We start from the raw sequence: 26,116 nt of genomic DNA, 5'->3' as shown, positions 1-26,116 counted from the left end.
GGCCGCTGTATTGAAAATAAAAATAAAAATAAAATAGGAAATTTAAATGTATAAAACAACTAGAACAATGCTGAGTATAGGGGTTGTCATTTCATTGTCAGCCTTTGCTACACAAGCATATGCTGAAGAAACACTCACAATACAAGCTGAGTCTTTTAGTAACTTAGGTGGTACTTTCAATGATGGTCAACAAAACCCTGTCACTATTTATTCAGTTAACGGTGAACAAGCCATTAATTGGGTAAACGTGGGTGACTATGTTGACTATGATGTCACCGCTATAGGGGGGGAATATTCTATCGAATACCTTGTGGGTACTGCTGTTTCCGCTAATCCTGGTATCGAGGTACTCGTTAATAGTGGCGATACATTTGAAAGCCAAGGGTCAGTGATTGTGCCATTAACTGATTGGGATGACTTCCAGCCATTGACTGCAACGCACACGGTAACACTACCTGAGGGGAATTCAACGATTCGTTTACTTGCTGTTGGCCCCAATTGGCAGTGGAATTTAGAGTCTTTTTCTCTAACCGGTGGTACTGAGCCTGATAACGGCAACCCTGATGAACCGGTGGAAAACCTAGTGGTAAACCTTGAGAACTTCATTTCCACCAATAAAGACGGCGCGGCTGTTGCTGGTGATACCGTGTTGGGTTTTAATACCACTGGTAGTGGTATTAATTTCAATACCTCAGGTGATTATGCCGATTATGAGGTAACGTTTACAGAGGCTGGCACTTATAGTGCTACATTGGCTGCAGGCTCTCCGGTTAATGGCCAAATAGGCGCTGAAATTATTATCGATAGTTATTCTGTTGCCAGTTCATACCTTAGTGCAACAGGAGGCTGGGATAATTACGACGATTTTAATTTAAATGGTAACATTGTCATTCCAAGTGCTGGTACTTATAGCGTACGATTGAAAAGCCATGGTAGTGCTGCATGGCAATGGAATGGCGATACGTTAACCTTTGTATATGAATCAAGTGATACTGGCTCTGGCTCAGATGTTTCTGTTACTGGTGTATCCCTATCACCTGCCAATACTAGTTTGAATATTGGTCAGTCACAAACAGCGACAGCAACAGTTTTACCTGCAAATGCCACTGATGCAGGAGTATCATTTTCATCAAGTAATAGTGCCATCGCAACCGTAAATGCTAATGGTAGTATCAATGCGGTAAGTGCTGGACAAGCCATCATCACGGTAAGTACAAATGATGGTAACTTTATGGCAACCACCAATGTTACTGTGTTAGCGGATGACATTGCGGTGACAGGAGTAAGTGTTAACCCAACCAGTACTACGCTCACAATTGGTCAGTCACAAACTATCACTGCAACAGTAGCCCCGATAGATGCAACTAACACTGCTGTGTCATATTCTACTAACAATGCTTTAGTGGCCACTGTTAATGCGAGTGGTAGCATCACTGCAGTGAGTGCCGGTCAAGCAACCATAACCGTAAACACTAATGATGGTAACTTTAGTGCACAAACTAGCGTAACAGTTGAAGCTGACAATGGCGGCGGCCCTGTTGACCCACCAGAGGGGAGTTTTCCTCATGATGGTGATGGCTTACTTTGGGGACGTGTTGATGGTGCAACTAATTTTATAGGTAATGCAGGTTATATCGCTGATTCTCCTAATTATTTAGTGACTACAGACTTACTAGAAACCGACGATGCTATTAGAGCAAACTCTACCGAGGTTTTTAGAGGACAAATTTATGACGCGGATGGTCATATTTCATTCTATGAGAATATTGATGACAGTGTACGTTTGTACATTGATAACGTGTTAGTGCTGTCAAATGACAGTTGGGAAAATGCGTCACAAACATCAGATTTAAACCTTTCTGCTGGTTGGCATGATTTCGAGTTAAGGCTTGGTAATGCCGACGGCGGTAGCGGTGCCGTGAGTGGTATTGGTTTTGGTATTGATGTGAGTGGTGGTACAAACTTTGTGCACCCAAGTACACTAAGTAGCAATATCTTTAAGTCGGCTGGCAATGTAATTGTTGACCCGATACTTCCACCACCAGGTGGCATTATAATCCAACTAGAAGATTTCGATGTTACTGGTACTACAGGTCGTGTAGCCAGTGATCCTAATGATGGTTTTGTTGCTGAAACTGGCGCTACAAATGTTAGCTGGGTCACGAATGGAGATTATGGTGAATACCATAATATTTATTTTGAAGCGGGTACGTATCGTTCGTTTATCACCGTGGCAACAGGCAGTGACGGTAGCTATGGTGCTCGAATTGATTTAAACGGTGAGACGGCTTCTTGGGGATATTTTGATAGCACTGGAGGTTGGGAAAGTCCGGAAGAAGTCGAACTTTACGGTGGCGACTTTGTCGTTGAAACAAGCGGTAATTATAAGGTACGTGTAGAAGCTATTGGTGGCTCTGACTGGCAATGGAGTGGTGATTTAATTCGTATGACCAAAGTGAGCGACAATAATGTTCGTCCTTTACCGGTTTATAATCCAGATGATCACTTTGTGGCAGAAGTGGAAGGCCCTGTAACTGGCTTGCCATTTTTAAAAGCGCCTGTTGATATCCCTGTTGCGAATAAAGTATTGAAATCTGATGTATGGTACACGTATCCGCAAAATCGAGAGCTAGAGGGATTTGATGACTTTGGTGCTACTGGCGCGTTCTGGGGGCATCCACCAGAGCATGATTTTTATGATGACACTGTGATTATGGATTGGGCGGTTAATGTTGTTGATACATTCCAAAGCGAAGGTTTTGAATATACTGCACGTGGCGAGTTTGACTGGGGCTATGGTTGGTTCACGGAATATACCACAAACCCGCAACCACACTATGTTCAAACACTTGACGATCGTAATGTAAGAATGACCTTTATGGGCTATTTAAGCCATAACGGTTTTAACAATAATTGGTTAAGTAATCATAGCCCTGCGTTTGTACCATTTATGAAATCTCAGGTTGACCAGCTATTAAAGGCTAACCCTGATAAGTTGATGTTTGATACACAAACTAACTCTACTCGTTCAACCGATATGCGTACCTTTGGTGGAGACTTCTCTCCGTATGCAATGGAGAATTTTCGTATATGGTTAAATAAAAAGTACAGTAATTCTGCGCTTGCTGCCATGGGTATTAATAATATCAATACCTTTGATTACAAACAGCATTTGTTAAATGCAGGTGTTACCCATACTTCATTCTCGAACGGGGCAGATAGAGTTGAAGGCAATATTCCCATGCTTGAAGACTTCTTGTATTTTAACCGTGATGTATGGAATCAAAAGTTTGGTGAAGTATTGACTTATATTCGTCAGCAACGCCCAGATATTGAAATTGGTGCAAGCACGCAATTGTTTGAATCACGTGGTTATATCTTTAACGAGAATATTACCTTCTTATCTGGTGAGTTGAACTTAGGCGCCAGAACCACTATTGCCGAGTTACCGACAAACATTTTGGTTCACTTAAAAGGCGCACAAGCTATTGATAAAACATTAGCTTACGCACCTTACCCTTGGGAGTTTGATGAACTTCGTATACAAGACGCTCCGCGTTTTGGTCGAGGTTGGGTAGCACAGGCTTATGCTTATGGTGGTTTATTCTCTATTCCTGCTAATGTATGGGTAGGTGGTGATATTTGGACTTGGTCTCCGGGGGCTGATAATTATCGCGATATCTACCAATTTGTACGTGCGAATGAGCAACTCTTTGATAACTATACCTCTTATGCGAAAGTTGGGCTTGTTCATGCTATGTATTCATCAATGAAAGCAGGCTTTATTGACGGCGGTAATCAAGTGCAATCTAGTGTGAAATTACTGACGGAAGATAATATTAACTTTGATATGTTAGTGTTTGGTGACGCGGGTTACCCTGTGGTTCCACGCTCGGAAGACTTTGATAAGTTTGATCATATTTTCTTTGACGGTGATCTTCAGTACTTAACTGCTGAGCAGCAAGCGGTATTAGATCAGCAAGGGAGTAAAGTTAGACATATTGGTCAACGTGGTACTATTGATGGCTTAGTGATTAATGTAAGTATCAATGGCGCTGTGTCTAATGAGACAGTAACTGCGGTATCTCGTATTCATGAGACTAATGCCAATGCGCCGTATGTTGTGCATTTAGTAAATCGTCCGTTTGCTGGCGGCGTAACGCCAACACTGAACGGTGTTGATGTTGCGATACCTGCGAGCTACTTCCCACAAGCGGTTAGCTCTGCCACCTTGCACTTGCCTGACGGCACCAGCACTAACCTTAACGTTTCGACTAACTCAAATGGTGATGCAGTTGTGACGGTAAATAATCTTGAAGTATGGGGGATGCTTGAATTAGGTCACTAATGCTTAATACTTTGTCGTACTGAGTTTAAGGGTCTCTGAAGAGGCCCTTTTTTTTGTTCAAAAATAACCGCAGGGCCTGTACTAAGCCCTGTGATATGAGTAAAAGGGCAGAGAAGTGAGCCAACAAAATGGCTGGTATTGGCTGATCTTTAAAAAATGGCGGTCCATGCGGGATTCGAACCTGCGACCTTCCGCTTCATCACACTACAGTTTTCACTGCCACCCATAGGCTTTGTGCGCTGGACTATCCCTTCACCATAACTATAAGCGTTAGGTGGATGCCGTCTAGTCTCTACACCTTCCTTATTTGCATAAGGCTTGGCTCGGGATTGCCATCAGCATGACCTGAAAGGTTTCCCCGAATTTGACATCTTACACTCAAAAACTTTCGTAAATGAGGCCCAAATTAATAGGAGGCGGATGCTCTATCCAGCTGAGCTAATAGACCATTCAAGTTAACTAAGCAGGCAACTATTCATCTGTATTAGGTTATGTTACATGCTTTGATATTACTTTGTACTTACTGCCCACTAGTGATAATTGTAGGGGCATTCTATCCACTTAAACTATGAGGACAGTGTAACTATTGTAGGTTTTTGCAAAATATTTGTTAAGTATTATTTTGTTTGTCGACTTTAAAACCTAACCGCTAAATCATTGAGCTGAATATTACCTAATAAGTTGTTATCAATAGTGATAGCCGTAGCACTTTGGTTAGTGACCTGATTCACTTTAACCTTAAATGGACTGATATTGTAGCTTGCATAATGTCGACCATTATCACTGGTGAAATTACTTAAATGTAATAGGGTAAATTCATCACCAACTTTTACACCGTGTCGGCGGCCTAAATTGATTACAACTTGATTACCGTTGACCTTGATTATTTTCCCTTCACTAGGCTCGCACATTATATTTTCATCAATGTCAGAGACAGTTTTATCAATGAGCGCACTGATCATATTTCCGTAATCACTTTGCCAAAACAGACTGCTGTTTACATCTATTTCTTCACGCTTATTAAAGTCCCAAACCGCAGAGTCTTGATAATTTTGCTGCCACACTAGTTCACCGCTAATGCCATTATATAAATATAATGTGTAATCGAAATTTCTAGGATAAGTACCTTGTTGCCATATCTTCCAACTGTTGCTTCGCTCTTGTGTTAGAGAAAGATCATTGATTTCATTAAATAGCACATATTGGCTATCAGTATTTTCAGCAAGTGAAATAACAAGGTGCTTTATTTCTTCTTCTTGAAAACTTCGATTATACCGAGAAAAAGCCGTGGAATTTTTTAATAATAACTTGGTGTTAGCGAAGCTACTTTGTGCACGAATACGTTTATCTAATTGTTTAACTAACGTGACATTAATGGGGTAAATTTTACCAATATTAGCTTGCTCTCTATGCAATAAATGGCTTTGGGTCAGTAATATTGATTTTTTGAAATCTAAGGCAAAACACTTTTTTTCTTGTGGAAAAATATCAGCCCGTATAGTCACGCTTAGCGTGTTTTCGCTATGTAGTTCATCCACTAATTCAATAGAGTTAACACTACCACTGGCGCGAATACTAATTTGGTCTTGGGTTAATAGGCCATTAACAACTTGCTGCACACTAGAAACGGTTGCCCCTGCTACAAGTAGCGCTTTCTTTAAAGCATTTTCTGTTGCTTTTGTGCGGGCTATTTCTAATGAGTTCTTCTCTAAGCTTGCATGTCCTTGCGCCTCATACCATTGTGCTTGGCTGATAAAAGTGACTAGACTTGAGCTGATGAATAAAGTCAACGATAATATTAGGTTGCGCATATAATTTTCCAGTAGAGTAAGTAGTATACTTGCTATGTTCACTTAATAATAATTGAGTGAATGCAAAAGCTAACATGCATTATGTATGCCTGTTATTCCCTCTCTTTATCACTAAGTATTTGATGTTAATCTTTTGGCTTGATATGTGCATACTATTTGGCATAGCGGCATTTAAATAAAGTTGCCAGTTAACGCGCTAAAGCCAAAATATTTAACAGCGCTGACTTTTTAAAGGGGATCACCATGAAAAAGTGGCTTATACCATTACTTTTACCAACATTACTCTCTTGTGGTATTACACAAGAAGATGACTTTTATAAGTCAGCACAAGTTGATAAAGGTGAAATTGATAGTTACAACTTACCAAAGCATGCCATTAATGATGTGGTTAAAGGTTTAGCTTATCAGATGCTAGACAGTAGTGCCTTCGTCAACGCTAAAACCCCTGTTGCTGTTGCTTCTTTTGTTAATTTAAAAGATTTAGAATCAACTAATTGGCTGGGAAATCAGTTAGCAGAGAATTTTGTTCATGAATTACAACGTCATGGTTTAGTTGTCATTGACTTTAAAACAACAGGGCATATACGTGTTACTAAAGAAGGTGACTATATATTCAGTCGAGACTGGAAAGAGTTGCCTGAACGTCAGATTATTGACTACGTTGTAGCTGGTACTATGATGGAGCAGGAAAATGGCATCTTGATCAATGCCCGAATGATAGGTATTCAATCTCGAGTGGTGGTAGCAACAGCGCAATCATTTATTCCTTCATGGGTGTTAGGTGAAGAGAAAAGCCACAGTGAAAATGTCAAAATGAAAGACGGTATGATCATTCGAAGCAACGCCATGCTAATTGAAAATCAAAGAGCGGTTGAGATACAAAATTAATTAGGTGTCACTATGTTAAGTAAACAGATGATGTTAGTAACCCAAGTGAAAAGCGCATTGATTAGAGTCTTATTATTGACTGTTGGGCTAATCGGTATTTCAGCCTGCTCAACTATGTATGATAAGCATGTTCAATGGCAAGTTGTCGAGCCTGAAGCATTTCCCATTATTCGTGGTATTGGTTATGCACCTATTAGCCTACAAAATTCTGAACATGAAACTCAGCGGATGCTGATGGCCATTAAAGCGTCAAAAATTGCCGCCTACGCAGAATTGGCTGAACAGGTTTATGGCCAACAGGTGAGTAGTAAAACGACCATGGCAGACATGATCATTGAAAACCAACAGTTGGCTGCTTCAGTGCAAGGATTGATTAGAGGGGCAAAAGTGGTAAAAAGCTACCCAGTAGGCGACACATATACCACTGAACTGCAATTAGACTTTAAAGATGTTTTTGATATTTATCAGGCGAGTTTAAACCGAAAAGAAATCAAGGATGTACAATATTTTTAACGAAAGCATAAACCAATAATATTATGCTTTTCAAAAAGGCTTTTCTATTACGCTTTAATACCAATACTAGATAAACCACCGCTTTTCTTACCTTTACTGTCGTAAGTAATAGAGGTTTTATTATGGCTTTCTAACAAGGATGTTTTCATACGCTCAACTGAAAGCTGCGATTGATTAATGATTTGTCCGTTGACGAGGTTTTTTTGCTGGCATTGCAGCAATAATGACTCAATATCTGCTAATTCTTGTGTTAATAAATTTGCCGCTTTATCTTGCGCAAATTGCTGGTTAACTGAAATCTCTTGATCTAACTGCTGAATGTTAATAAGTAACTGATTTTTCTGTTCACTAATTGCAATTAACTTATCAGGTTGATGTTGTTGTAGTATTTCTTTTTCGTCATGAATAATTTTTTCAAGTGCTTGAAGTTGTGTAAATTGCTTAGCAAGTAATGCTAGTGATTGTGGTGAAGCTGACATGTAAAACACCCTGTAAAAACATCATATTAATAACAATTATCACCTAGTGCTTCATTGATATCAAATGAAAGCAGTCAAAATCAAACAAACATTATAATGATAATCAATTAAATAAGATCAAACTCAAACTTAGCAATGCTTGCGGCAAGCTTTTGTGGATCCACTTTGTAATCACCGGAAGCAATTGCTTTCTTTAGTTCATCAATTTTTTTCTGATCAACCGCGGGTGCTTCATTTGCTTTCTTTTGTAAATCACTTAGCTGTTTTGCTTGTGGTGTGATTGAAACAGAGTCTGCACGTGGTTGGTTTACTGGTGCATTAGTGTTAGCTGTTTGAGCAGCTTGCTGCTTTACTTGCGTTTGCTTATTTTGGTGAACTTGAGCTTGATTGTTCAAGTTATTGATATTTATAGCCATAATATTAACCTGCGGCAGTAGATTTTATCCTAAAATTATTCACTAACTTTATATCGGCAAATAAGGTCAAAACTTAAATTTAAATACTAATAAAATTATAGGTGAATAGTGACTTGATTAATAGCGCTAACTTTTGGGTTGATAATATTCCCCGAGCGAGAGTTCTTCACTTTAATTTGCTGATTAATATTACCATCACTCATCGCAATGCCACGTGTTTTAATCATAAAGTTGTCAGACTTAGCAATAATCGTTACCGTATCGCCTTTACATACTAAACAAACGTTCTTTCTACTGATTGCTCTGCCTTTACCGATCCGTTTTATTGCTTTACTGCCTAATACCGCAGTTTTATCAGCAAGCTTTTTACCTCGTATTTTATTACTCGATAAATATTGAATAGCGATATTGCTTTCAGAAAGGATCATACCTTTTTCAATGATTGTTGTGGCCACTAAAACTGCAAAGGTTTTTTCAACTTTTGCTGGGATATATATTTTCCAAGGAGTTGAATCATCGCAACTTATTTTAACATTTACGTTTCTACCGTTATGATTTTCAGGTATATTTGCCTTAAGCGCTTGTTGGCAGGGTTTTATTATTATTCTTGAGTCTAGTTTACTAACGCTAATAGCTAACTTTCCACCGGGTGGTGGTGTTATTTTGTTCTCAAGGTAATCTTTAGCAAGTGTCTCAAGATATGCACTGTCAAAAGCCTTAGCAAAGCTAAAAGCAGGTGTTAGTACTATAAAGTACGATATAAATAAAAAAACTTTTATATAAGGCATAGTTTTTGTTGTTTATCTTTAGGTAAATTCAAATACTCGACTATGCTTAAATTAAGTCAGCATAGTTGTTAGTCTGTCAATATTGTGACAAGCAGTTAATAATTCTAGTCTTGTTAATTACTTATCTAGTAATAACTTGACTTTTTGATAAGCTAATTGCCACTATCGGCAAGTCGTTTCGACTTATTATTGACTCTTAAATAGAGTAATCAAGAATTGTGCCTTTATGCTTTTTAAGTTGAAGTGCAAGCAGTTTTGATTTTAAACGAGGTTTTTATGGCAGGTATATTAGATTCAGTTAACCAACGAACACAGCTTGTTGGACAAAATAGACTGGAGTTACTACTTTTTAAATTAGTGGGTAGACAGAGATTCGGTATTAATGTCTTTAAAGTGAGAGAAGTTTTACAATGCCCTCGATTAACCTCCTTACCAAAGCAGGACTCCTTTATAAAAGGTGTTGCTCATATTCGCGGGCAAACTATCTCGGTAATTGATTTAAGCAAAGCGATCGGTGCGCCAGCAATTACTCAAACTAAAGACTCTTTCATCATCATTGCAGAGTACAATCGTAGTGTGCAAGGATTCTTAGTAGCTGGTGTTGAACGTATCGTTACCCTCAGTTGGAAGGACATGATGCCACCACCTGAAGGTGCAGGAAAGTCTAGTTATTTAACGGCAGTAACTGAAATAGATAACGAGATGGTATCTATTTTAGATGTTGAGAAAATTCTTAATGAGATAAACCCAGTTTCTACTGATTTAAGCGACGATGTTGCTGATGAAGGTGTAGGCGTTGAATTGGGTGAGCGAATTGTGATGATTGCTGATGACTCAACAGTTGCTCGAAACCAAGTGAAGAGAGCACTAGAGCCATTAGGTATTAAAATGGCATTAGCGAAAAATGGCCAAGATGCCTTAGAGCAGCTTATGGCTATTGAAGCAACTTGCGAAAATAGCATTACTGAAAAAGTTGCCCTAATGGTGTCAGATATTGAAATGCCTGAAATGGATGGCTATACCCTAACTGCCGAAGTTAAAGGTAATGAACGAATGGCAAAAATGCCGATAATACTGCATACCTCATTAAGTGGTGTATTTAATAATGCCATGGTCGCAAAAGTTGGCGCAGAAGACTTTATCCCTAAATTTCATCCGGATGAATTAGCAACGGCTGTGAAGAAATGGTTAAATTATGAAGCGTAAATTCACCATCAAAAGAATAGTGTAGGGGAAGAATTTATAGTGTCAGCAAGACAACTTGACGATAGAAGTTACCTTCAATTTAGAACATTTTTGGAGCAACAATGTGGCATCGTCTTAGGTGAAAATAAGCAGTACCTAGTAAAAAGTCGATTGGCACCACTGATGAATAAGTTTGATATAGCGTCATTAAGTGAATTGGTTAGCCGTACATTATCTCCTGTAGAGCGACAATTACGTGCGGCAGTTATTGATGCGATGACAACTAATGAAACACTTTGGTTTCGTGATGATTATCCCTTTAAATTACTCAAAAGACAGCTGTTACCTGATTTTGCTGATCAAAGAACACCAGTAAAAATTTGGTCTGCGGCTAGCTCTTCAGGGCAAGAGCCTTATTCAATAGCAATGTCAGTCTTAGAATATCAACAAGCAAATCCTGGAGCTTTTCCTCGAGGTGTGCAAGTTATTGGTACTGATATTTCAACCACAATGCTAGAGCATTGTAAGTATGGTCATTATGATTCTTTAGCGTTAGCGAGAGGCTTATCAGAAGAGCGAAAAAATAAGTTCTTTGAGCAAGGAGATAATGACATGCTGAAGGTTAAGGATGAAGTGAAAAAAATGGTTAGCTTCAGGCCTCTCAATCTTTTAAATAGCTATAGTTTGATGGGGCGATTCGATATTGTATTTTGTCGTAATGTACTCATTTATTTCTCGCCAGAAATAAAAACGCAAATCATTGGTCAAATTCATGGCACCTTAAATAAAGCGGGTTATTTATTTTTAGGAGCGTCTGAATCACTCTCTGGTTTAAGTAATGATTTTAATATGCTTAGGTGTAATCCTGGCATTGTTTATCAAAAAAAATAACTTCATTTTTGTGTTTTTTAGCAACGACAATTTATGCGCTATCTTAGCCATAAACTGGTGTGAGCTTATTTTATAAAGCGTTAACTACTCCTTGAGTTAACGCAATTAACAACAAACTTCCTCCAATAACTACCTTCAAATATCTTCTTTGACACTTTATCTGGCATAAATATTGAATACCTTGATGTTAAGGTTTATTCAATGGTGGCATCTTATGGCTATAGGTTTCGATAAAGGGTTTGAGTTACATGCGCAAGGCATGCAACTACGCGCTGAACGTGCAGAGGTATTAGCAAATAATATAGCTAATTCTGACACGCCTGGATATAAAGCCAAAGGTATGGACTTTCAAAAAGCCATGCAACAAGCCACCTTGCAACAACAAAACGGCATGAGCCGAACGAACAGTAAACATTTTGATGTTCGTACCGAATTAAATAATAACGTAGATTTTCGCACTCCTAATCAACCAGATACAGGTGATGGTAATACGGTTGATGTACAAGTGGAACGAAACTTGTATTTAGAAAACTCATTAGAGTATCAAGCAAGTGTGCAATTTCTAAACGGTAAAATAAAAGCGCTGCAAAAAGTCATCAGCGGAGGTAGGTAATTATGAGTCTATTTAACGTATTTAATATCACAGGTAGTGGCATGAGCGCGCAATCAACACGCTTAAACACCACAGCCAGTAATATTGCCAACGCGGATAGTGTTAGTTCAAGTATTGACCAAACCTACCGTGCACGCCATCCAGTATTTGCCGCTGCTATGCAAGAAGCTGCCGCAGGACAAGAAGGTAATGCCGGTGTGCAAGTACTCGGTATTGTTGAGAGCAATAAGCCCCTCAATGTTGAGTATGCACCAGACCACCCAATGGCTGATGGCGAAGGCTTTATTTATAAGCCCAATGTAAACGTTATTGAAGAAATGACCAATATGATCTCAGCATCTCGTTCATACCAAACGAATGTGCAGTTAGCTGAGTCAGCGAAAAACATGCTAAACAGAACTATCCAGCTAGGACAAAAGTAATTGACAGATGAACTATATGAATCAGTGTGCTTAGCATCACGTTCGTATCAAACTAATGTTCAGTTAGCAGCTCTTTGTAAAGTAAGTGCAAAGAATATGCTTAATAAAATCTTAGAACTAAGTCAGCGCTAGGCTAGCAGGAATTAGGAGTAGATAATGGAAACAGTATCAGGCGGTAGTCTTTTAGACGGCATTCGCTGGGAACAAGAAGAATACAAGGTAGCCGAAGAAAATGATAACGGCATGCTTACTCAGGAGGATTTCTTTGCTCTGTTAACGAAAGAGTTAGCAAACCAAGATCCGACAAAACCTGTAGATAACAACGAAATGATTTCTCAGATGACAGCATTCTCAACCACAGATGGTGTTCAGCAGTTAAATGAATCATTTACCGATTTTGCAAGCTCAATGACTTCAAGCCAAGCATTACAAGCATCTTCACTCGTGGGCCGAAGTGTACTGGTAGAAGATAATGTGTTTGGGATGAATGAAGGTGAAGATGTAAAAGGTAAAATTGTCACGGATGTTAGTGCTAGTAACGTTAATATTTATGTTGAGAATATTGCCGGTGAAATTATTCAAACCGTACCAGTTGGAGATTTACAAGCAGGAGGCGGCACCTTTGTTTGGAATGGTCAAAACTCTGAAGGAGAGGCGGCACCAGCAGGTGCATATCGGTTTAGAGTTGCAGGTTTAGTTGACGGACAAGCATCAGAATTACAAGCCATGACTTATCGAAAAGTAGACAGTGTCACATTAGCAGGTGCTAATGGCAGTATTTTATTAAACCTTAATGGTGGCAGCGCAATGGCATTATCCGATGTTGTTGAAGTTTCAGAAGGTTAACACAGAATTTTTAAGAGGGTTAAATTATGTCATTTAATATAGCACTAAGCGGATTAAACGCAGCGCAAAAAGATCTTGATGTATCATCAAATAACATCGCCAATGTAAATACCACAGGCTTTAAAGAGTCTCGTGCTGAATTTGTTGATGTTTATGCAGCATCACTACTTGCTTCAGGTAAAACTAAAGTAGGGGATGGTGTGCTTACTGCTGATGTTGCACAGCAATTTTCTCAAGGTAGTATTCAATTTACCAACAATGCCCTTGATTTAGCGATTACCGGTAATGGTTTCTTTGCTACTGTGCCTGAAATTGATTCTTTAGAGCGCTCTTACACGCGTGCAGGGCAATTTAAACTGAATGCTGAAAATTTTGTTGTTAACTCAGCCGGCGGTCATTTATTAGGTTTTCCAGTTAACTCAGATGGCTCTTCTTCATCAGTAAGTTTAAGTACCGCAGAGCCGGTGCTTATTCCAACCGCCTCTGGCGCGCCAACTAAAACCAGTGAAGTCGATATTCGTATGAATTTACCTGCTGGTGATTCATTTATAGCTGGTGCACCGGGGAACTTTGATCCCGATGATCCACTGACTTATAATAACTCTACCTCAGTCACTATCTTTGACTCCTTAGGCGATAGTCATGTGATGACTTATTTCTTTGTTAAAGATGATCCTGCTACTAACCCTAATGAGTGGATGATGTTTGCCGCTGTAGATGGTAGCCCAATTGATTTAGTTGATTCTAGTATCCCTGCTCCCACAGGTATTTTGGGTGGTGATGTATCAGGTCCACTCGCACCTACTGGTGTTCATGGAGCTAGATTAGAGTTTGATGCTTCAGGTGACTTTATCGCGCAAGTACCTAGCCTTGCAGATGGTGGTATTATTACTGACGATTTCGCAAACCATTTACCAAATGGCGCTGATACCACACAAACGGTTCAAATAGATTTTAATTTAGATCCCACAGGACCGAATCCAAATGAGCCCACCCAATTTGCTTCTAACTTTGAAGTTACTGCATTAAACCAAGATGGTTTAGCGGTAGGGCGATTAACTGGTATTGATATTGGCGCTGATGGTCTAGTACGAGCGACGTATTCAAACGGTACTTCACAACCACTTGCTCGAATTGCTATGGTTAACTTTGCTAACGAGCAAGGTTTAACACAGATTGGTAATACGAGTTGGAAAGAAAGTATTGTCTCTGGTGAGCCACTAGCGGGTGAAGGGGGATCGGGTACTTTTGGTACAATAAACTCCTCTGCATTAGAGCAATCAAACGTTAATTTAACTACTGAGCTAATTGATTTAATTTCAGCGCAGCGTAACTTCCAAGCCAACTCTCGAGCGCTAGAAGTAGATAATCAGTTAAACCAAACGATATTACAAATTAGATAATATTTTTTCATTATCTTAGCTTGAATAAGTGGCGCTAAATGTGAATTTAGCGCCATTTTTAATTATACCCCCTCACTATCTCTTCATCGCTCTTACCTTGGCACTTTCTTTGCATTTACCTATTAAAGAGTTATTTATTAGATTTACCCATACTGGAGTTCATTATGGATAAGCTGCTTTACATCGCTATGAGCGGTGCCAAACAGAATATGCAAGCCCTCTCAATTAACGCAAATAATCTTGCGAACGCTAAAACCACTGGCTTTAAGGCAGATTTAGCGCAGGCGAGAAGCATGCAAGCATTTGGTGAAGGACAGCCAACGCGAGTGTTTGCGATGACAGAGCGCGCTAGCCAAAATTTTGACTCAGGTGGGGTTATCACCACAGGTCGCTCCCTTGATATTGCGATTGAAGGTAGCGGTTGGTTAGCCGTACAAGATGCCACAGGCGAAGTTGCTTACACCCGAAACGGACAATTACGATTAACGGAAGAAGGCGCTTTAGAAACCAATAGCGGCCAATTAGTCGTGGGTGACGGTGGTCCTATCTACTTACCTTTGCCGGTTAACAATATTGAAGTGACTCGTGACGGAACCATTATGGTTCAACCTGAAGGCGCGCCAAGTACAGTGCAAGAAGAAGTGGCTAAGTTGAAATTAGTTAACCCTGATTCTCGCATGTTAGAAAAAGGCAGTGATGGCTTGTTCCGCCGTAAAGATGGCGCGTTAGAGCAGGCAGATATTACGGTGTCAGTACTCGGTGGAAAATTAGAGTCAAGTAATGTTAACCCAATTAATGAAATGACCGACATGATTGCCTTACAAAGGCAGTTTGAAATGCAGTTAAAAATGATTAAAACCGCAGAAGAAATAGACGCTAGCTCCGCTGCGTTATTACGCGCTTTCTAAAGCGTTTACTAAGTGTTCGCCGATTTTTTATAAAATCGGATTTAAAGAATTTGAATTTGAGGTGATGTATGAACCCAGCATTATGGATTAGTAAAACCGGCTTAGATGCGCAAACGAAAGATATTGCGGTAATTTCTAATAACTTGGCCAACGCCAGTACTGTAGGCTTTAAGAAAAGTCGTGCGGTATTTGAAGATTTACTTTATCAAAACATCAACCAACCTGGTGGTCGTACTGCCGATGATAGTGAAGCGCCTTCAGGCTTAATGCTAGGTGCAGGTACCAAAGTGGTAGCAACACAAAAAATCCACACCCAAGGGGATATGTTAACCACAGATAATGCTTTAGATCTGATGATTCAAGGTGAGGGATTTTTTGAAATTCTAATGCCGGATGGAACTTCAGCTTATAGCCGAAATGGTCAATTTACCATGGATGATGAAGGTAATATGGTAACGCCGGGTGCAGGTTATTTACTACAACCTCAAATCACCATTCCTGAAGATGCGTTAAGTATTATTGTTTCACAAGACGGTGAAGTGTCGGTGACATTACAAGGCCAAGCAGAGCCAGCCGTGGTCGGGCAAATTAACACGGTTAATTTTGTAAACCCGACAGGACTCGAGCCAATAGGGCAGAACTTATATACAGAAACACAAGTCAGTGGTACGCCTCAAGAGGGTGTTCCAGGGCTTGAAGGGTTTGGCATGATAGTACAAGGGGCGTTAGAAACCTCCAATGTTAATACCACAGAAGAATTAGTTAACTTAATTGAATCCCAGCGTGTTTATGAAATGAACTCAAAAGTCATTTCTGCGGTAGATCAAATGTTAAGTTACATCAACCAGCAGCTATAGCTCAGTTTTATCCTTAGCTGTTATGGAGGCGATTATGAAAAACACATTAACTTATTTTGCTACGGCGCTGCTTGTTACGCAATTAAGTGCTTGTAGCAATACGGTTGAGCTCAGTAAAGCTTTACCCAATGATCCTGATTTTGCGCCTATTTTACCTGAAGCAGAAGAAAGTGCCATTGTGCCTACCGGCTCTCTTTTTAAAAAGAACTATGTAAATAACATTTACTCTGATTCAAAAGCGCATCGCATTGGCGATATTATTTCAGTGATTTTAGAAGAAAACACGCAAGCGAACAAAAATGCTAAAACGGAATTGAAAAAAGAGAACAATACCGTATTAGATCCCATTATCGGCTTAGGTGGTGCGCCTGTCACAATTAATGGTCAATCGGTTCAATTTGGTATCAATCAAAATACCAAGTTTAAAGGAGATTCAAAGGCCGACCAAGGTAATAGTTTAAGCGGAAACATCTCCGTGCACGTACTCAAAGTTTTACCTAACGGTAATTTGATGATCCGCGGAGAAAAATGGATCACCTTAAACAATGGTGATGAGTATATCCGCTTAACCGGCGTTATTCGCTCAAAAGATATTAACTCTAACAATACTATTTTATCTAACAAGGTAGCCAATGCCCGTATTCAATATGCAGGTACCGGTAGTTTTGCTGATATGAATGAGCAAGGTTGGTTAACTAAATTTTTCAATAGCACATGGTGGCCACTGTAGACGCGCGATTTTCGTCTTCGAAGGGTAATATTATGAAAGCAGTAATTACAATTATCATGACTTTGCTAGCATTTGCTAGCCAAGCTCAGCGCATCAAAGATTTAACTGATGTTGCCGGCGTTCGCTCTAACCAACTGATTGGTTATGGTTTAGTGGTTGGTTTACCAGGCACAGGCGAGCAAAGCCCTTTTACTGAGCAAAGTTTCAAAACCATGTTAAGTAACTTTGGCATTACCATGCCAGAAAACTTAAAACCAAAAATTAAAAATGTTGCCGCGGTAGCTGTGCATGCAGAATTAAATGCTTTTAAAAAGCCCGGTCAAACTATTGATGTTACTGTTTCTAGTATGGGGAGCGCACAAAGTTTACGTGGCGGTACCTTATTACAAACCATCTTAATGGGGATTGATGGTAACGCTTATGCGGTTGCCCAAGGCTCATTAGTCGTTAGCGGTTTAGGTGCTGAAGGACTGGATGGCTCGAAAGTTATTGTTAATACGCCAACAGTGGGGCGTATTGCTAATGGTGCTACGGTTGAGCGTGAAGTTGAGTCGCCTTTTGGGCAAGGGGACTATATTACGTTTAATTTACAGCGCTCTGACTTTACTACAGCAAAGCGCTTGTCAGATACGATTAACGATCTTATTGCCGGCTCTGCGCGAGCGATAGATGCAACCTCAGTGCGAGTTACTGCCCCGCGTGATATCGCTGATCGAGTCAGTTTTTTATCGGTATTAGAAAATTTAGAATTTGAGCCAGACTCTAGCTCAGCAAAGATTATTGTTAACTCTCGAACAGGTACCATAGTTATTGGCTCAGAAGTGCGATTATTAGCTGCAGCCATTACTCATGGTGGTATTACCGTCTCTATTAATGAAGTGCAAAATGTTTCACAGCCGAATGCTTTTGCTGAAGGTGAAACTGTAGTAACTAATGAATCTGCGGTTAATGTAACCCAAAGCGACGCTCGTATGTTTGTTTTCAAACCGGGTGTCACCTTAGACACATTAGTACGAGCTATCAATGAAGTGGGTGCTGGGCCAGGGGATGTTATGGCGATATTAGAAGCACTTGATCAAGCGGGGGCTATTCGCGGCGAACTCATCATTATTTAAGTTATCTCGACACGTTTATCGTGCGGGTTAACTGATATTATGACTACAGGCTGGATCTAATAATGGATACTAACTTTAAACAAGCCCAAAACTTCCTAGAAATTAATGGCTTGAACTCAATTCGCCAACAATCAAAGTCGGCAGATGGTGATGCTAAAAAAGCGGCTTTGGAAGAAGCTGCTCAGCAGTTTGAAGCAATATTTACGCAAATGTTGCTAAAAAGCATGCGTAAAGCACAAGAAGTGTTGGAGTCCGATAGCCCATTTAATTCTCAATCTACTAAATTTTATCGTGATATGCATGATCAGCAAATGTCACTTGAGATGTCATCTAATGGCTCTTTAGGTTTATCTGAGTTGATTGTTCGACAATTAGGCGGTGATAGCGACAACTTCACTCCAAGAACAGTACTTCGAAATGACGGTAATCTTGAGGAAGTTAAAAAGCTTGCTAAAGAAGATAAACTGAATTGGGAAAAAACACCGCCAAATGACGAATATTTGCAGACTTATTTGAGCCGAGCAAACTCTTCAGCAACTGATGAAACTACCATTCCATTTAAAGCTCAAAAAACGGCTGCGAAGACGAATGAAATAACTCTTGATAGCAGTACTCCTGCAAGCGTCAAATTATCCACGCCAAACTTTTCAGCGCCTAAAGATTTTGTTACTGCGTTAACTGAGCCGGCAAAAGCCGTGCAGGAAAAACTCGGTGTTCCATTTCAAGTGGTTATTGCTCAAGCGGCACTGGAAACCGGTTGGGGTCAAAAAATAATTAAACACGATGACGGCACTAGTTCAAACAATTTATTTAACATAAAAGCCGATAACCGCTGGGCTGGCGATAAAATTCAAAAAGATACTTTAGAATTTGAACAAGGCACTATGGTGAAAAAATCTGCGCCATTTAGAGCTTACCAATCATTATCTGAAAGTGTTAATGACTATGTCAATTTCCTCTCAAGTGGCGATAGATATCAAGAGGCACTTGAAAATCCTAGTAATGTGGAACACTTCCTGCAAGGAATACAAAAAGCAGGCTATGCGACAGATCCACAATACGCCAATAAAATTATGGCAACACTGCGTACAGTCTCAAATTTAATAAGTAAATAAATTGATAATAGGTAGTTCGCTACCTCTTATGTTGAGGCATTAATTATGACAGTAAGTTTATACCAAACCGGCGTGAGTGGCTTATTAGCTGCTCAGCAGCAGTTGGCAACAACAGGTCATAATATATCTAATGTTAATACTGAAGGGTATACCCGTCAACGAGCCGAGCAGAATGCTTCTTTAGGTTTAACTAGCGGCTCTAATTACATAGGCTCGGGCACTTACGTTCAAGATATTACTCGTCTTTATGATCAATTCTCCTATAAAGAACAATTACTTAATCAATCTAATTTAGGCAATGCGAATGCTTTAAATGGCAGCTTAAATCAGCTTAATGACATCATGAGCTATTCTGGTCAAGCCATCATGAATTCAGTGGGGCAATTTTATCAGGCCGTTAATGGCATTGCTGATAATCCAAGCGATTTAGGCCTGCGTAGCATCGTCTTAAATCAAGCAGAATCATTAGCCGCAGACTTCAACGCCTTGAATCAAAATTTTGATGATATTGAAAAGTCTATTAATGGCGAAATTGCTCAGGTTGCCAGTAATATTTCAGAGATCTCTATTGAACTTGCCAAAATTAATGAAACTATTTTACAAGCAAAAGATTTAACACAAGCAGGTCAGCCAAATGACTTGTTGGATAAACGCGATCAATTAATTAATGAATTAGGTCAATACACCAATGTGAATACCGTCGAAGATACTAACGGTGTGATGACTGTAATGATAGGGCAAGGAACTACACTGGTTGCGGGTATTACGCCTTTAACAGTTAGTGTTGATGCTGGTGATCCTGATCCTTTAAAAACTCAGTTACGTTTAGTTAGCCCTAATTCTAGTGTTTCCATCCAAGGAGATACGTTAGGTGGGGCGCTTGGTGGTGCTTTTGAATTTAGAGATGAGCATTTAACCCAGATTCGCAGTGAAATTAATCGGTTATCCATGGCTATTGCTTCTACGTTGAATGATAGCCAAGCCGATGGTTTAGATTTAAATGGTCAGCAAGGCGCTAATATTTTCAATGATATTAACACCTCACAATTGCAGCAGGGACGAGTACTGTCGCCATCAACTAATGGCGGTAATTTACAGGCACAGGTCAATATTACTGATGTTTCGGCCTTACCTACGGATGAATTTGAAGTGCGATATAATGGCACTGATTACATCATGACAAACATGACTACTAACGCGACAACTAACCTTGGAGCGCCGGGCGCGGGAACTTATACTACTCCCTTTGGTTTTGAGTTTATTGAAAGCAGTGGCGCACCAGCGAATGATGATTCTTTTGTCGTTAGGCCAACAGAAAATAGTGCTGCCTTAATGAATGTAACATTAACTGATGGCGCAGGTATTGCTGCTAGCTCTGCTGTAGAGATCACCCCGTCAGATAATAATATTAGCGCCGGTAAAATTGCTATTGTAGATATGTTTGACCCGTTAAGTGCACAAGCAGCAATGCCTATCCGTATTGATGTTTTAGAAAGCCCTGTCGGAACGTTTAACTACACTATTACGGATAACTTAGGGGCAACATCAGCCCCAATTGCTTATACACCACCGAGTCAAACCATTGACTTGCCGCCATTGCCGGCAACGGCAAGCTTTCAGGTGGAAATTTCTGGTACCCCATCAGGCTCAGCGCCTAGTGCCCCTGAACAATTTTTTATTGATGATGCTTTTGGTTTGGGTAATAACAGCAACATTGTTGCTATGGCTAAAACTCAAGAAGCTGGCGTGTTAAATGGTGGCAAAGAAACCTTTAGCCAAAGCTTAGCGATTTCAACTTCGGTTGTTGGCTCTAAGTCAAGCTCAGCAAAGCTAGTGGCTGAAACTGCAGAAGCACTGTATACCCAAGCATATAATCGCAATCAAGAAACATCAGGGGTTAACCTTGATGAAGAGGCGGCTAACTTATTGAAGTTTCAGCAAGCTTATCAAGCAGCGTCACAAATCATTTCAGTTGCCAATACTATTTTTGACACATTACTGGCAGCCGCTAGGTAAATAAGGAGTCATTTATGCGAGTCTCTACTCAACAGTTTTATTTTCAAAATGCTCAACAGCTGAGTAATAAACAGTCTGATGTTAATGATCAAATCCAATATTTAGCGAGCGGTAAAAGAGTGTTAACGGCGAAAGATGATGCTGTTTCTTATGGTACGTTAGCGGGCTATAAAGATGGCTTGGCTAATATTGAAAAATACCAACGAAACCTTAATCAAGCTGAAAACCGTAACAGCCTTCAAGAAGTCTCTTTCGCCAGTGCTGAAGATGTGATGCAGCAGCTTAAGCAATTATTCATTCAAGCTAATAATGGTACTTTATCTGATGACAGTATTAAGTCTTTAGCTGAGCTAGGAAAGAATACTCAGTCACAATTGCTCGATATTGCTAACACGCAAGATGAATCTGGTGATTACATTTATGCCGGTTATCAGGTTGACGTGCAGCCATTTACCTTACAGCCAGATGACTCTGTTATTTATCACGGTGATAGCGGTGTCAGAGAGCTGCAAATAGCTAAAAACGTGATGGTTGATATTAATCAGTCTGGTGATGATGCTTTTGAAAAAGTCCCTAATGATATTGGCGACTTTTCAGCAAATTATAATACTAATACTTCGGGTATTTCGGTTAACAAAGCTGTAATAGCTAATCCCGGCGCTTATGATACGGTTACTAACCCACCTGATTACAATTTCAATTTTGCTTCTGCAACAGACTTAACCGTGACCGATGGTAATGGTGCTGTTGTATTTAATACTACCACTTATGCGCCAGGGCAAACCGTTGCCTTTAATGGTGTTGAAGTGCAGATTAGCGGCAACCCGTTGCCGGGTGATGACTTTGATTTAACTCCGCAAGCCGATATCAGTATTTTTGACACGGTTAAAGCCGCTATCGACTGGATGAATGTTGGTGTTAACCCAGCCGATCCTGTTCAACATAAAGTTGATTACGATGTGATTTTAGGTCAATTAGATGAAGCCTTAAACCATATGACAGGCAGAAGAGCTGAAGCAGGGGTGAGACTTACGCTGATTGATAATCAAGAATCTAATCACCTAGATGCAGAGCTTTACCTATCTTCGGGGCGCTCTAACATTGAAGATTTAGATTTTGCTAAGGCTGTCGCAACGTTCGAACAGTCACAAGTGTCATTACAAGCAGCGCAGCAAAGCTTTGTACAAATTAAGAATTTAAGCTTGTTTAATTATTTGTAATGACCGTCAATTAATTTTGGCATGCAACATGCATTTAATATTTTGATAAGAATTTTAATAAAACAGTAAACGTTAAATTTAACTTAGTAGTACAAGTTAAACAGTAATTTAGAAAATGTGTGGTTCCCAAACGATTTTGTTATCTAAGAGCCACCCTAAAATTAGGAGATGATAACAATGGCTTTAGTCGTCAATAGTAATATCGCATCGTTGAACTCGCAGCGTCAATTGGCTCAATCTACCAATGATTTGACAACTTCATATGAACGTTTGTCTTCTGGTAAAAGAATTAACAGTGCCAAAGATGATGCCGCAGGTTTACAAATATCTGCACGTTTAACTTCACAAATAAATGGTTTAAATCAAGCTTCTCGAAACGCTAATGATGCCATCTCTTTGGCGCAAACCGCTGAAGGCGCGTTAGACGAATATACCAATACCGTTCAGCGTATGAGAACCCTAGCAGTACAAGCATCAAATGGTTCAAATACCGAGGTTGATTTAGCGGCACTTAACACTGAGTTTACAGAGCTTGAGCTAGAATTAGATAGAATATCTAACGACGCTAGCTTTGGTGGTGTAAATTTATTAGATGGTACCTATTCGGCTAACTTCCAAATTGGTGCTGATGCCGGACAAACTATTTCAATTACTATAGCAGCAAGCTTCTCTGCAACCGCGGTGGGTGCTGTCGGTAGTATTACTAGTTTCGATGGGGCGCAGTCAAGAATTACCAATTTAGATTCTGTGTTAGCGACAGTTAACAGTACGCGTTCTGATTTAGGTGCGAAGCAAAATCGTTTTTCAAGTGTAATCCGTAGTAATGAAAATGCCGCAGAAAACGTATCCGCGTCACGTTCACGTATCGAAGATGCCGATTATGCAGCTGAATCAGCAATGCTTGCTCGTAACTCAGTGTTACAACAAGCGTCTAGTTCAATGTTGGCACAAGCGAATCAGCAACCACAAATAGCGCTATCTTTACTTCAGTAATCTACTGAATTTATTGGCCTAAAGCCAATAATAAGAAAAGTAAATAATTAAAGCTTACTTTGTTTTTAACGAAGTAAGCTTTTTTATTTTAAAAAAGATTAAAGTTATTTTCAATGTGTCCGATAACTTAGTTAACAGCGGTAAATTCATTAGTCTATTTACTGTTTAACCTAACTTTGAGGGTATCGAGATGGCTTTAAGTGTAAATAGTAATATTGCATCATTAAACTCACAGCGTCAGCTGTCAAATTCAACTAATGAATTAAATACTAGCTACCAACGTTTATCATCAGGCAAGCGAATTAACAGCGCTAAAGATGATGCGGCTGGTTTGCAAATTTCTAGCCGATTAACATCTCAAGTTAACGGGTTAAACCAAGGCTCACGTAACGCGAATGATGCTATTTCTTTAGCACAAACCGCTGAAGGTGCACTTGATGAATATACCAATACTGTACAGCGTATGCGTACCTTAGCCGTTCAAGCATCTAATGGTTCAAATACCGATGCTGATTTAGTGGCATTGAATACTGAGTATAGTGAACTTGAGTTAGAATTAGACCGAGTAGCGGCTCAAGCTTCTTTTGGTGGTACTAATTTATTAGACGGCTCTTATTCAGCAAACTTTCAAATTGGTGCTGATGCAGGGCAAACCATTTCAATTTCAATCGCACAGAATTTCTCATCAACTAACATTAATGCTGCCGGCTCTATCACCAGCTTTAATGGTGCGCAATCGCGTATAACTGATTTAGATACTGTGCTTTCTACGGTCAACAGCACTCGTTCAGATTTAGGTGCTAAACAAAACCGTTTTTCAAGTGTTATTCGTAGTAATGAAAATGCAGCAGAGAATGTTTCAGCATCGAGATCTCGTATTGAAGATACCGATTATGCGGCAGAATCAGCGCAATTGGCACGTAACTCTGTATTACAACAAGCAGCTAGTTCAATGTTGGCGCAAGCAAATCAGCAGCCACAAATAGCTTTGTCGTTATTGTAATTGAGCTTTGATAAGTTGTTATATACTTTTAATACAACAACTTATCAATAATATGAAAATTAAATGAAAGAAATTGAAAATATTTCTAAAGTAATTTAAACGTTAACCGATAACTTAATTAGTAATCAATTTTGTTAACAACCAATTTTAGTTGTAAATAGAAAAACGGATAGAATCCAATAGGGGCATATCATGGCTTTATCAGTAAATAGTAATATCGCATCGTTAAACTCTCAACGTCAGTTGTCAAACTCAACTAATGAGTTAAACACTAGCTATCAACGTTTGTCGTCAGGTAAACGTATTAACAGTGCTAAAGATGATGCTGCCGGCTTACAAATTTCTAGCCGTTTAACTTCACAAGTAAATGGTTTAAATCAAGGCTCACGTAATGCCAATGATGCAATTTCATTAGCACAAACGGCTGAGGGTGCACTTGATGAATATACTAATACAGTACAACGTATGCGTACGTTAGCAGTACAAGCATCAAACGGTTCAAATACCGAAGCAGATTTAGCTGCACTTGATACTGAGTACACTGAATTAGAATTTGAATTAACGCGTATCTCTGAGCAAGCTTCATTTGGTGGTACAGCTTTATTAGATTCTACTTATTCAGCTAGTTTCCAAATTGGTGCTGATGCCGGTCAAACGATTTCTATTACAATCAGTGCTAGTTTCTCTGTTGCCGCAATTGGTGCAGCAGGTAACTTGACAACATTTGCTGATGCGCAATCAGTTATTACTAACTTAGATAGCGTTTTATCAACGGTAAACAGTACTCGTTCAGATTTAGGTGCTAAGCAAAACCGTTTCTCAAGTGTTATTCGTAGTAATGATAATGCTGCAGAAAATGTATCAGCATCTCGTTCACGTATCGAAGATACTGATTATGCTGCAGAGTCAGCAACGTTAGCACGTAACTCAGTATTGCAACAAGCAGCTAGCTCAATGTTGGCACAAGCGAATCAGCAGCCACAAATTGCATTGTCATTACTGTAATTGTGATGCCCTATAGGTAATTTAAGGGGCACTCAAAATGAGTGTCCTTTAGTCGTTTAGGGTTGCTATAACTAAATGGTTAGTTGTAGCTACTAAGTAGGTAGGGGTTTATTATGTCCACATCGGTAATAACGTCTCATGGTGCAGGTTTAAATGCAGATATCACTGCGCCGAGTCAAATAAACACTAAGCAAAACCGAAGTGAGTTAACAGCGAGCGAAGAGCCGCTTAAACAAGCCAATGGCAATTCTGTGCCGGTGGAAAGTTTAGCACAACTAAAAGCTGCTGAAGCACAGCTTAAGCAAGATGAAGCTAATCAGCAAGAATCAGAGCAATCACAAAGTCTTATTGAAGAGTCTATTGAATCTGTTGCTAATTTTGTTAACTCAGTAAGTAAAAATGTTGATTTCTTGGTTGATGAAGACTCTGGCAGAACCGTTATTAAGATTATTGATGTTAAAAGCCAGGAGTTGATCAGACAGTTTCCTTCCGATGAAATTATCTCCATGGCAACTCGCATTAAAGAGCTGCAAGAACAAATAAGTAGTAAA

General features: G+C 39.6%; 24 protein-coding genes. 20 read left to right on the top strand and 4 right to left on the bottom strand.

Going from position 1 to position 26,116, the window contains the following annotated elements:
* Nucleotides 1-46 precede the first annotated feature (46 nt).
* The gene (locus AC27IF_RS05630; RefSeq protein ID WP_487052801.1) at nucleotides 47-4,348 is read left to right on the top strand and encodes an Ig-like domain-containing protein; all 4,302 of its coding nucleotides are present in this window, start codon (nucleotides 47-49) and stop codon (nucleotides 4,346-4,348) included.
* A 635-nt stretch (nucleotides 4,349-4,983) separates the two neighbouring features.
* Here AC27IF_RS05630 and AC27IF_RS05625 read toward each other — a convergent pair.
* A complete protein-coding gene (locus tag AC27IF_RS05625) occupies nucleotides 4,984-6,159 on the bottom strand; it encodes a flagella assembly protein FlgT (protein WP_487052799.1) in 1,176 nt (391 codons plus the stop codon).
* 243 nt (nucleotides 6,160-6,402) lie between these two features.
* On the opposite strand from AC27IF_RS05625, the gene AC27IF_RS05620 reads away from it, so the two are divergent.
* On the top strand, nucleotides 6,403-7,047 hold the full coding sequence (locus AC27IF_RS05620; RefSeq protein WP_487052797.1) for a FlgO family outer membrane protein: 645 nt from the start codon (nucleotides 6,403-6,405) through the stop codon (nucleotides 7,045-7,047).
* 12 nt (nucleotides 7,048-7,059) lie between these two features.
* Complete coding sequence (locus AC27IF_RS05615) at nucleotides 7,060-7,560, top strand: LPP20 family lipoprotein (RefSeq protein WP_487052796.1); 501 nt, start codon at nucleotides 7,060-7,062, stop codon at nucleotides 7,558-7,560.
* A 47-nt stretch (nucleotides 7,561-7,607) separates the two neighbouring features.
* Here AC27IF_RS05615 and AC27IF_RS05610 read toward each other — a convergent pair whose 3' ends face one another.
* The 3 genes from AC27IF_RS05610 to flgA all read right to left on the bottom strand — a co-directional run bounded on the left by AC27IF_RS05610 (nucleotide 7,608) and on the right by flgA (nucleotide 9,243).
* The gene (locus AC27IF_RS05610) at nucleotides 7,608-8,039 is read right to left on the bottom strand and encodes a flagella synthesis protein FlgN (protein WP_487052794.1); all 432 of its coding nucleotides are present in this window, start codon (nucleotides 8,037-8,039) and stop codon (nucleotides 7,608-7,610) included.
* Between the two features lie 107 nt (nucleotides 8,040-8,146).
* On the bottom strand, nucleotides 8,147-8,455 hold the full coding sequence (gene flgM, locus AC27IF_RS05605) for a flagellar biosynthesis anti-sigma factor FlgM (protein ID WP_487052793.1): 309 nt from the start codon (nucleotides 8,453-8,455) through the stop codon (nucleotides 8,147-8,149).
* Nucleotides 8,456-8,550: 95 nt separating this feature from the next.
* Nucleotides 8,551-9,243, bottom strand: coding sequence for a flagellar basal body P-ring formation chaperone FlgA (gene flgA / locus AC27IF_RS05600; protein ID WP_487052792.1), 693 nt, complete (start codon nucleotides 9,241-9,243; stop codon nucleotides 8,551-8,553).
* Between the two features lie 276 nt (nucleotides 9,244-9,519).
* On the opposite strand from flgA, the gene AC27IF_RS05595 reads away from it, so the two are divergent.
* The 17 genes from AC27IF_RS05595 to AC27IF_RS05515 all read left to right on the top strand — a co-directional run.
* Complete coding sequence (locus AC27IF_RS05595; protein WP_487052791.1) at nucleotides 9,520-10,449, top strand: chemotaxis protein; 930 nt, start codon at nucleotides 9,520-9,522, stop codon at nucleotides 10,447-10,449.
* 39 nt (nucleotides 10,450-10,488) lie between these two features.
* On the top strand, nucleotides 10,489-11,319 hold the full coding sequence (locus AC27IF_RS05590; RefSeq protein ID WP_487052790.1) for a CheR family methyltransferase: 831 nt from the start codon (nucleotides 10,489-10,491) through the stop codon (nucleotides 11,317-11,319).
* Nucleotides 11,320-11,533: 214 nt separating this feature from the next.
* Nucleotides 11,534-11,932: a flagellar basal body rod protein FlgB gene (gene flgB / locus AC27IF_RS05585; protein ID WP_487052789.1), complete on the top strand. Its 399-nt coding sequence runs from the start codon at nucleotides 11,534-11,536 to the stop codon at nucleotides 11,930-11,932.
* A 2-nt stretch (nucleotides 11,933-11,934) separates the two neighbouring features.
* The gene (gene flgC / locus AC27IF_RS05580; protein WP_487052788.1) at nucleotides 11,935-12,354 is read left to right on the top strand and encodes a flagellar basal body rod protein FlgC; all 420 of its coding nucleotides are present in this window, start codon (nucleotides 11,935-11,937) and stop codon (nucleotides 12,352-12,354) included.
* 156 nt (nucleotides 12,355-12,510) lie between these two features.
* Nucleotides 12,511-13,200, top strand: coding sequence for a flagellar hook assembly protein FlgD (locus AC27IF_RS05575; RefSeq protein WP_487052787.1), 690 nt, complete (start codon nucleotides 12,511-12,513; stop codon nucleotides 13,198-13,200).
* A 26-nt stretch (nucleotides 13,201-13,226) separates the two neighbouring features.
* A complete protein-coding gene (gene flgE / locus AC27IF_RS05570) occupies nucleotides 13,227-14,603 on the top strand; it encodes a flagellar hook protein FlgE (protein WP_487052786.1) in 1,377 nt (458 codons plus the stop codon).
* 164 nt (nucleotides 14,604-14,767) lie between these two features.
* The gene (flgF, locus tag AC27IF_RS05565) at nucleotides 14,768-15,511 is read left to right on the top strand and encodes a flagellar basal-body rod protein FlgF (RefSeq protein ID WP_487052784.1); all 744 of its coding nucleotides are present in this window, start codon (nucleotides 14,768-14,770) and stop codon (nucleotides 15,509-15,511) included.
* A 68-nt stretch (nucleotides 15,512-15,579) separates the two neighbouring features.
* Entirely contained in the window at nucleotides 15,580-16,368 is a 789-nt protein-coding gene (gene flgG / locus AC27IF_RS05560; RefSeq protein ID WP_487052783.1) for a flagellar basal-body rod protein FlgG, read from the top strand.
* 34 nt (nucleotides 16,369-16,402) lie between these two features.
* Nucleotides 16,403-17,098: a flagellar basal body L-ring protein FlgH gene (gene flgH / locus AC27IF_RS05555; protein WP_487052782.1), complete on the top strand. Its 696-nt coding sequence runs from the start codon at nucleotides 16,403-16,405 to the stop codon at nucleotides 17,096-17,098.
* A 32-nt stretch (nucleotides 17,099-17,130) separates the two neighbouring features.
* On the top strand, nucleotides 17,131-18,213 hold the full coding sequence (locus AC27IF_RS05550; RefSeq protein ID WP_487052780.1) for a flagellar basal body P-ring protein FlgI: 1,083 nt from the start codon (nucleotides 17,131-17,133) through the stop codon (nucleotides 18,211-18,213).
* A 62-nt stretch (nucleotides 18,214-18,275) separates the two neighbouring features.
* Nucleotides 18,276-19,328 (top strand): flagellar assembly peptidoglycan hydrolase FlgJ, encoded by a 1,053-nt coding sequence (gene flgJ, locus AC27IF_RS05545; RefSeq protein WP_487052778.1) that lies wholly within the window; start codon nucleotides 18,276-18,278, stop codon nucleotides 19,326-19,328.
* A 45-nt stretch (nucleotides 19,329-19,373) separates the two neighbouring features.
* On the top strand, nucleotides 19,374-21,344 hold the full coding sequence (gene flgK / locus AC27IF_RS05540) for a flagellar hook-associated protein FlgK (RefSeq protein WP_487052776.1): 1,971 nt from the start codon (nucleotides 19,374-19,376) through the stop codon (nucleotides 21,342-21,344).
* Nucleotides 21,345-21,358: 14 nt separating this feature from the next.
* Complete coding sequence (flgL, locus tag AC27IF_RS05535; RefSeq protein WP_487052774.1) at nucleotides 21,359-22,564, top strand: flagellar hook-associated protein FlgL; 1,206 nt, start codon at nucleotides 21,359-21,361, stop codon at nucleotides 22,562-22,564.
* A gap of 177 nt (nucleotides 22,565-22,741) precedes the next feature.
* The gene (locus AC27IF_RS05530) at nucleotides 22,742-23,557 is read left to right on the top strand and encodes a flagellin N-terminal helical domain-containing protein (RefSeq protein ID WP_487052772.1); all 816 of its coding nucleotides are present in this window, start codon (nucleotides 22,742-22,744) and stop codon (nucleotides 23,555-23,557) included.
* Nucleotides 23,558-23,747: 190 nt separating this feature from the next.
* On the top strand, nucleotides 23,748-24,560 hold the full coding sequence (locus AC27IF_RS05525) for a flagellin N-terminal helical domain-containing protein (protein ID WP_487052770.1): 813 nt from the start codon (nucleotides 23,748-23,750) through the stop codon (nucleotides 24,558-24,560).
* A gap of 192 nt (nucleotides 24,561-24,752) precedes the next feature.
* Nucleotides 24,753-25,565 (top strand): flagellin N-terminal helical domain-containing protein, encoded by an 813-nt coding sequence (locus AC27IF_RS05520; RefSeq protein WP_487052769.1) that lies wholly within the window; start codon nucleotides 24,753-24,755, stop codon nucleotides 25,563-25,565.
* Between the two features lie 113 nt (nucleotides 25,566-25,678).
* Nucleotides 25,679-26,116, top strand: a 438-nt coding sequence (locus AC27IF_RS05515) for a flagellar protein FlaG (RefSeq protein WP_487052768.1), incomplete at its 3' end; no start/stop codon positions are given.

This window comes from Colwellia sp. KS18-150 (assembly GCF_057551365.1).
Note: the sequence above shows the minus strand (reverse complement) of the source record. Positions and strands in the feature narration are given on the sequence as shown.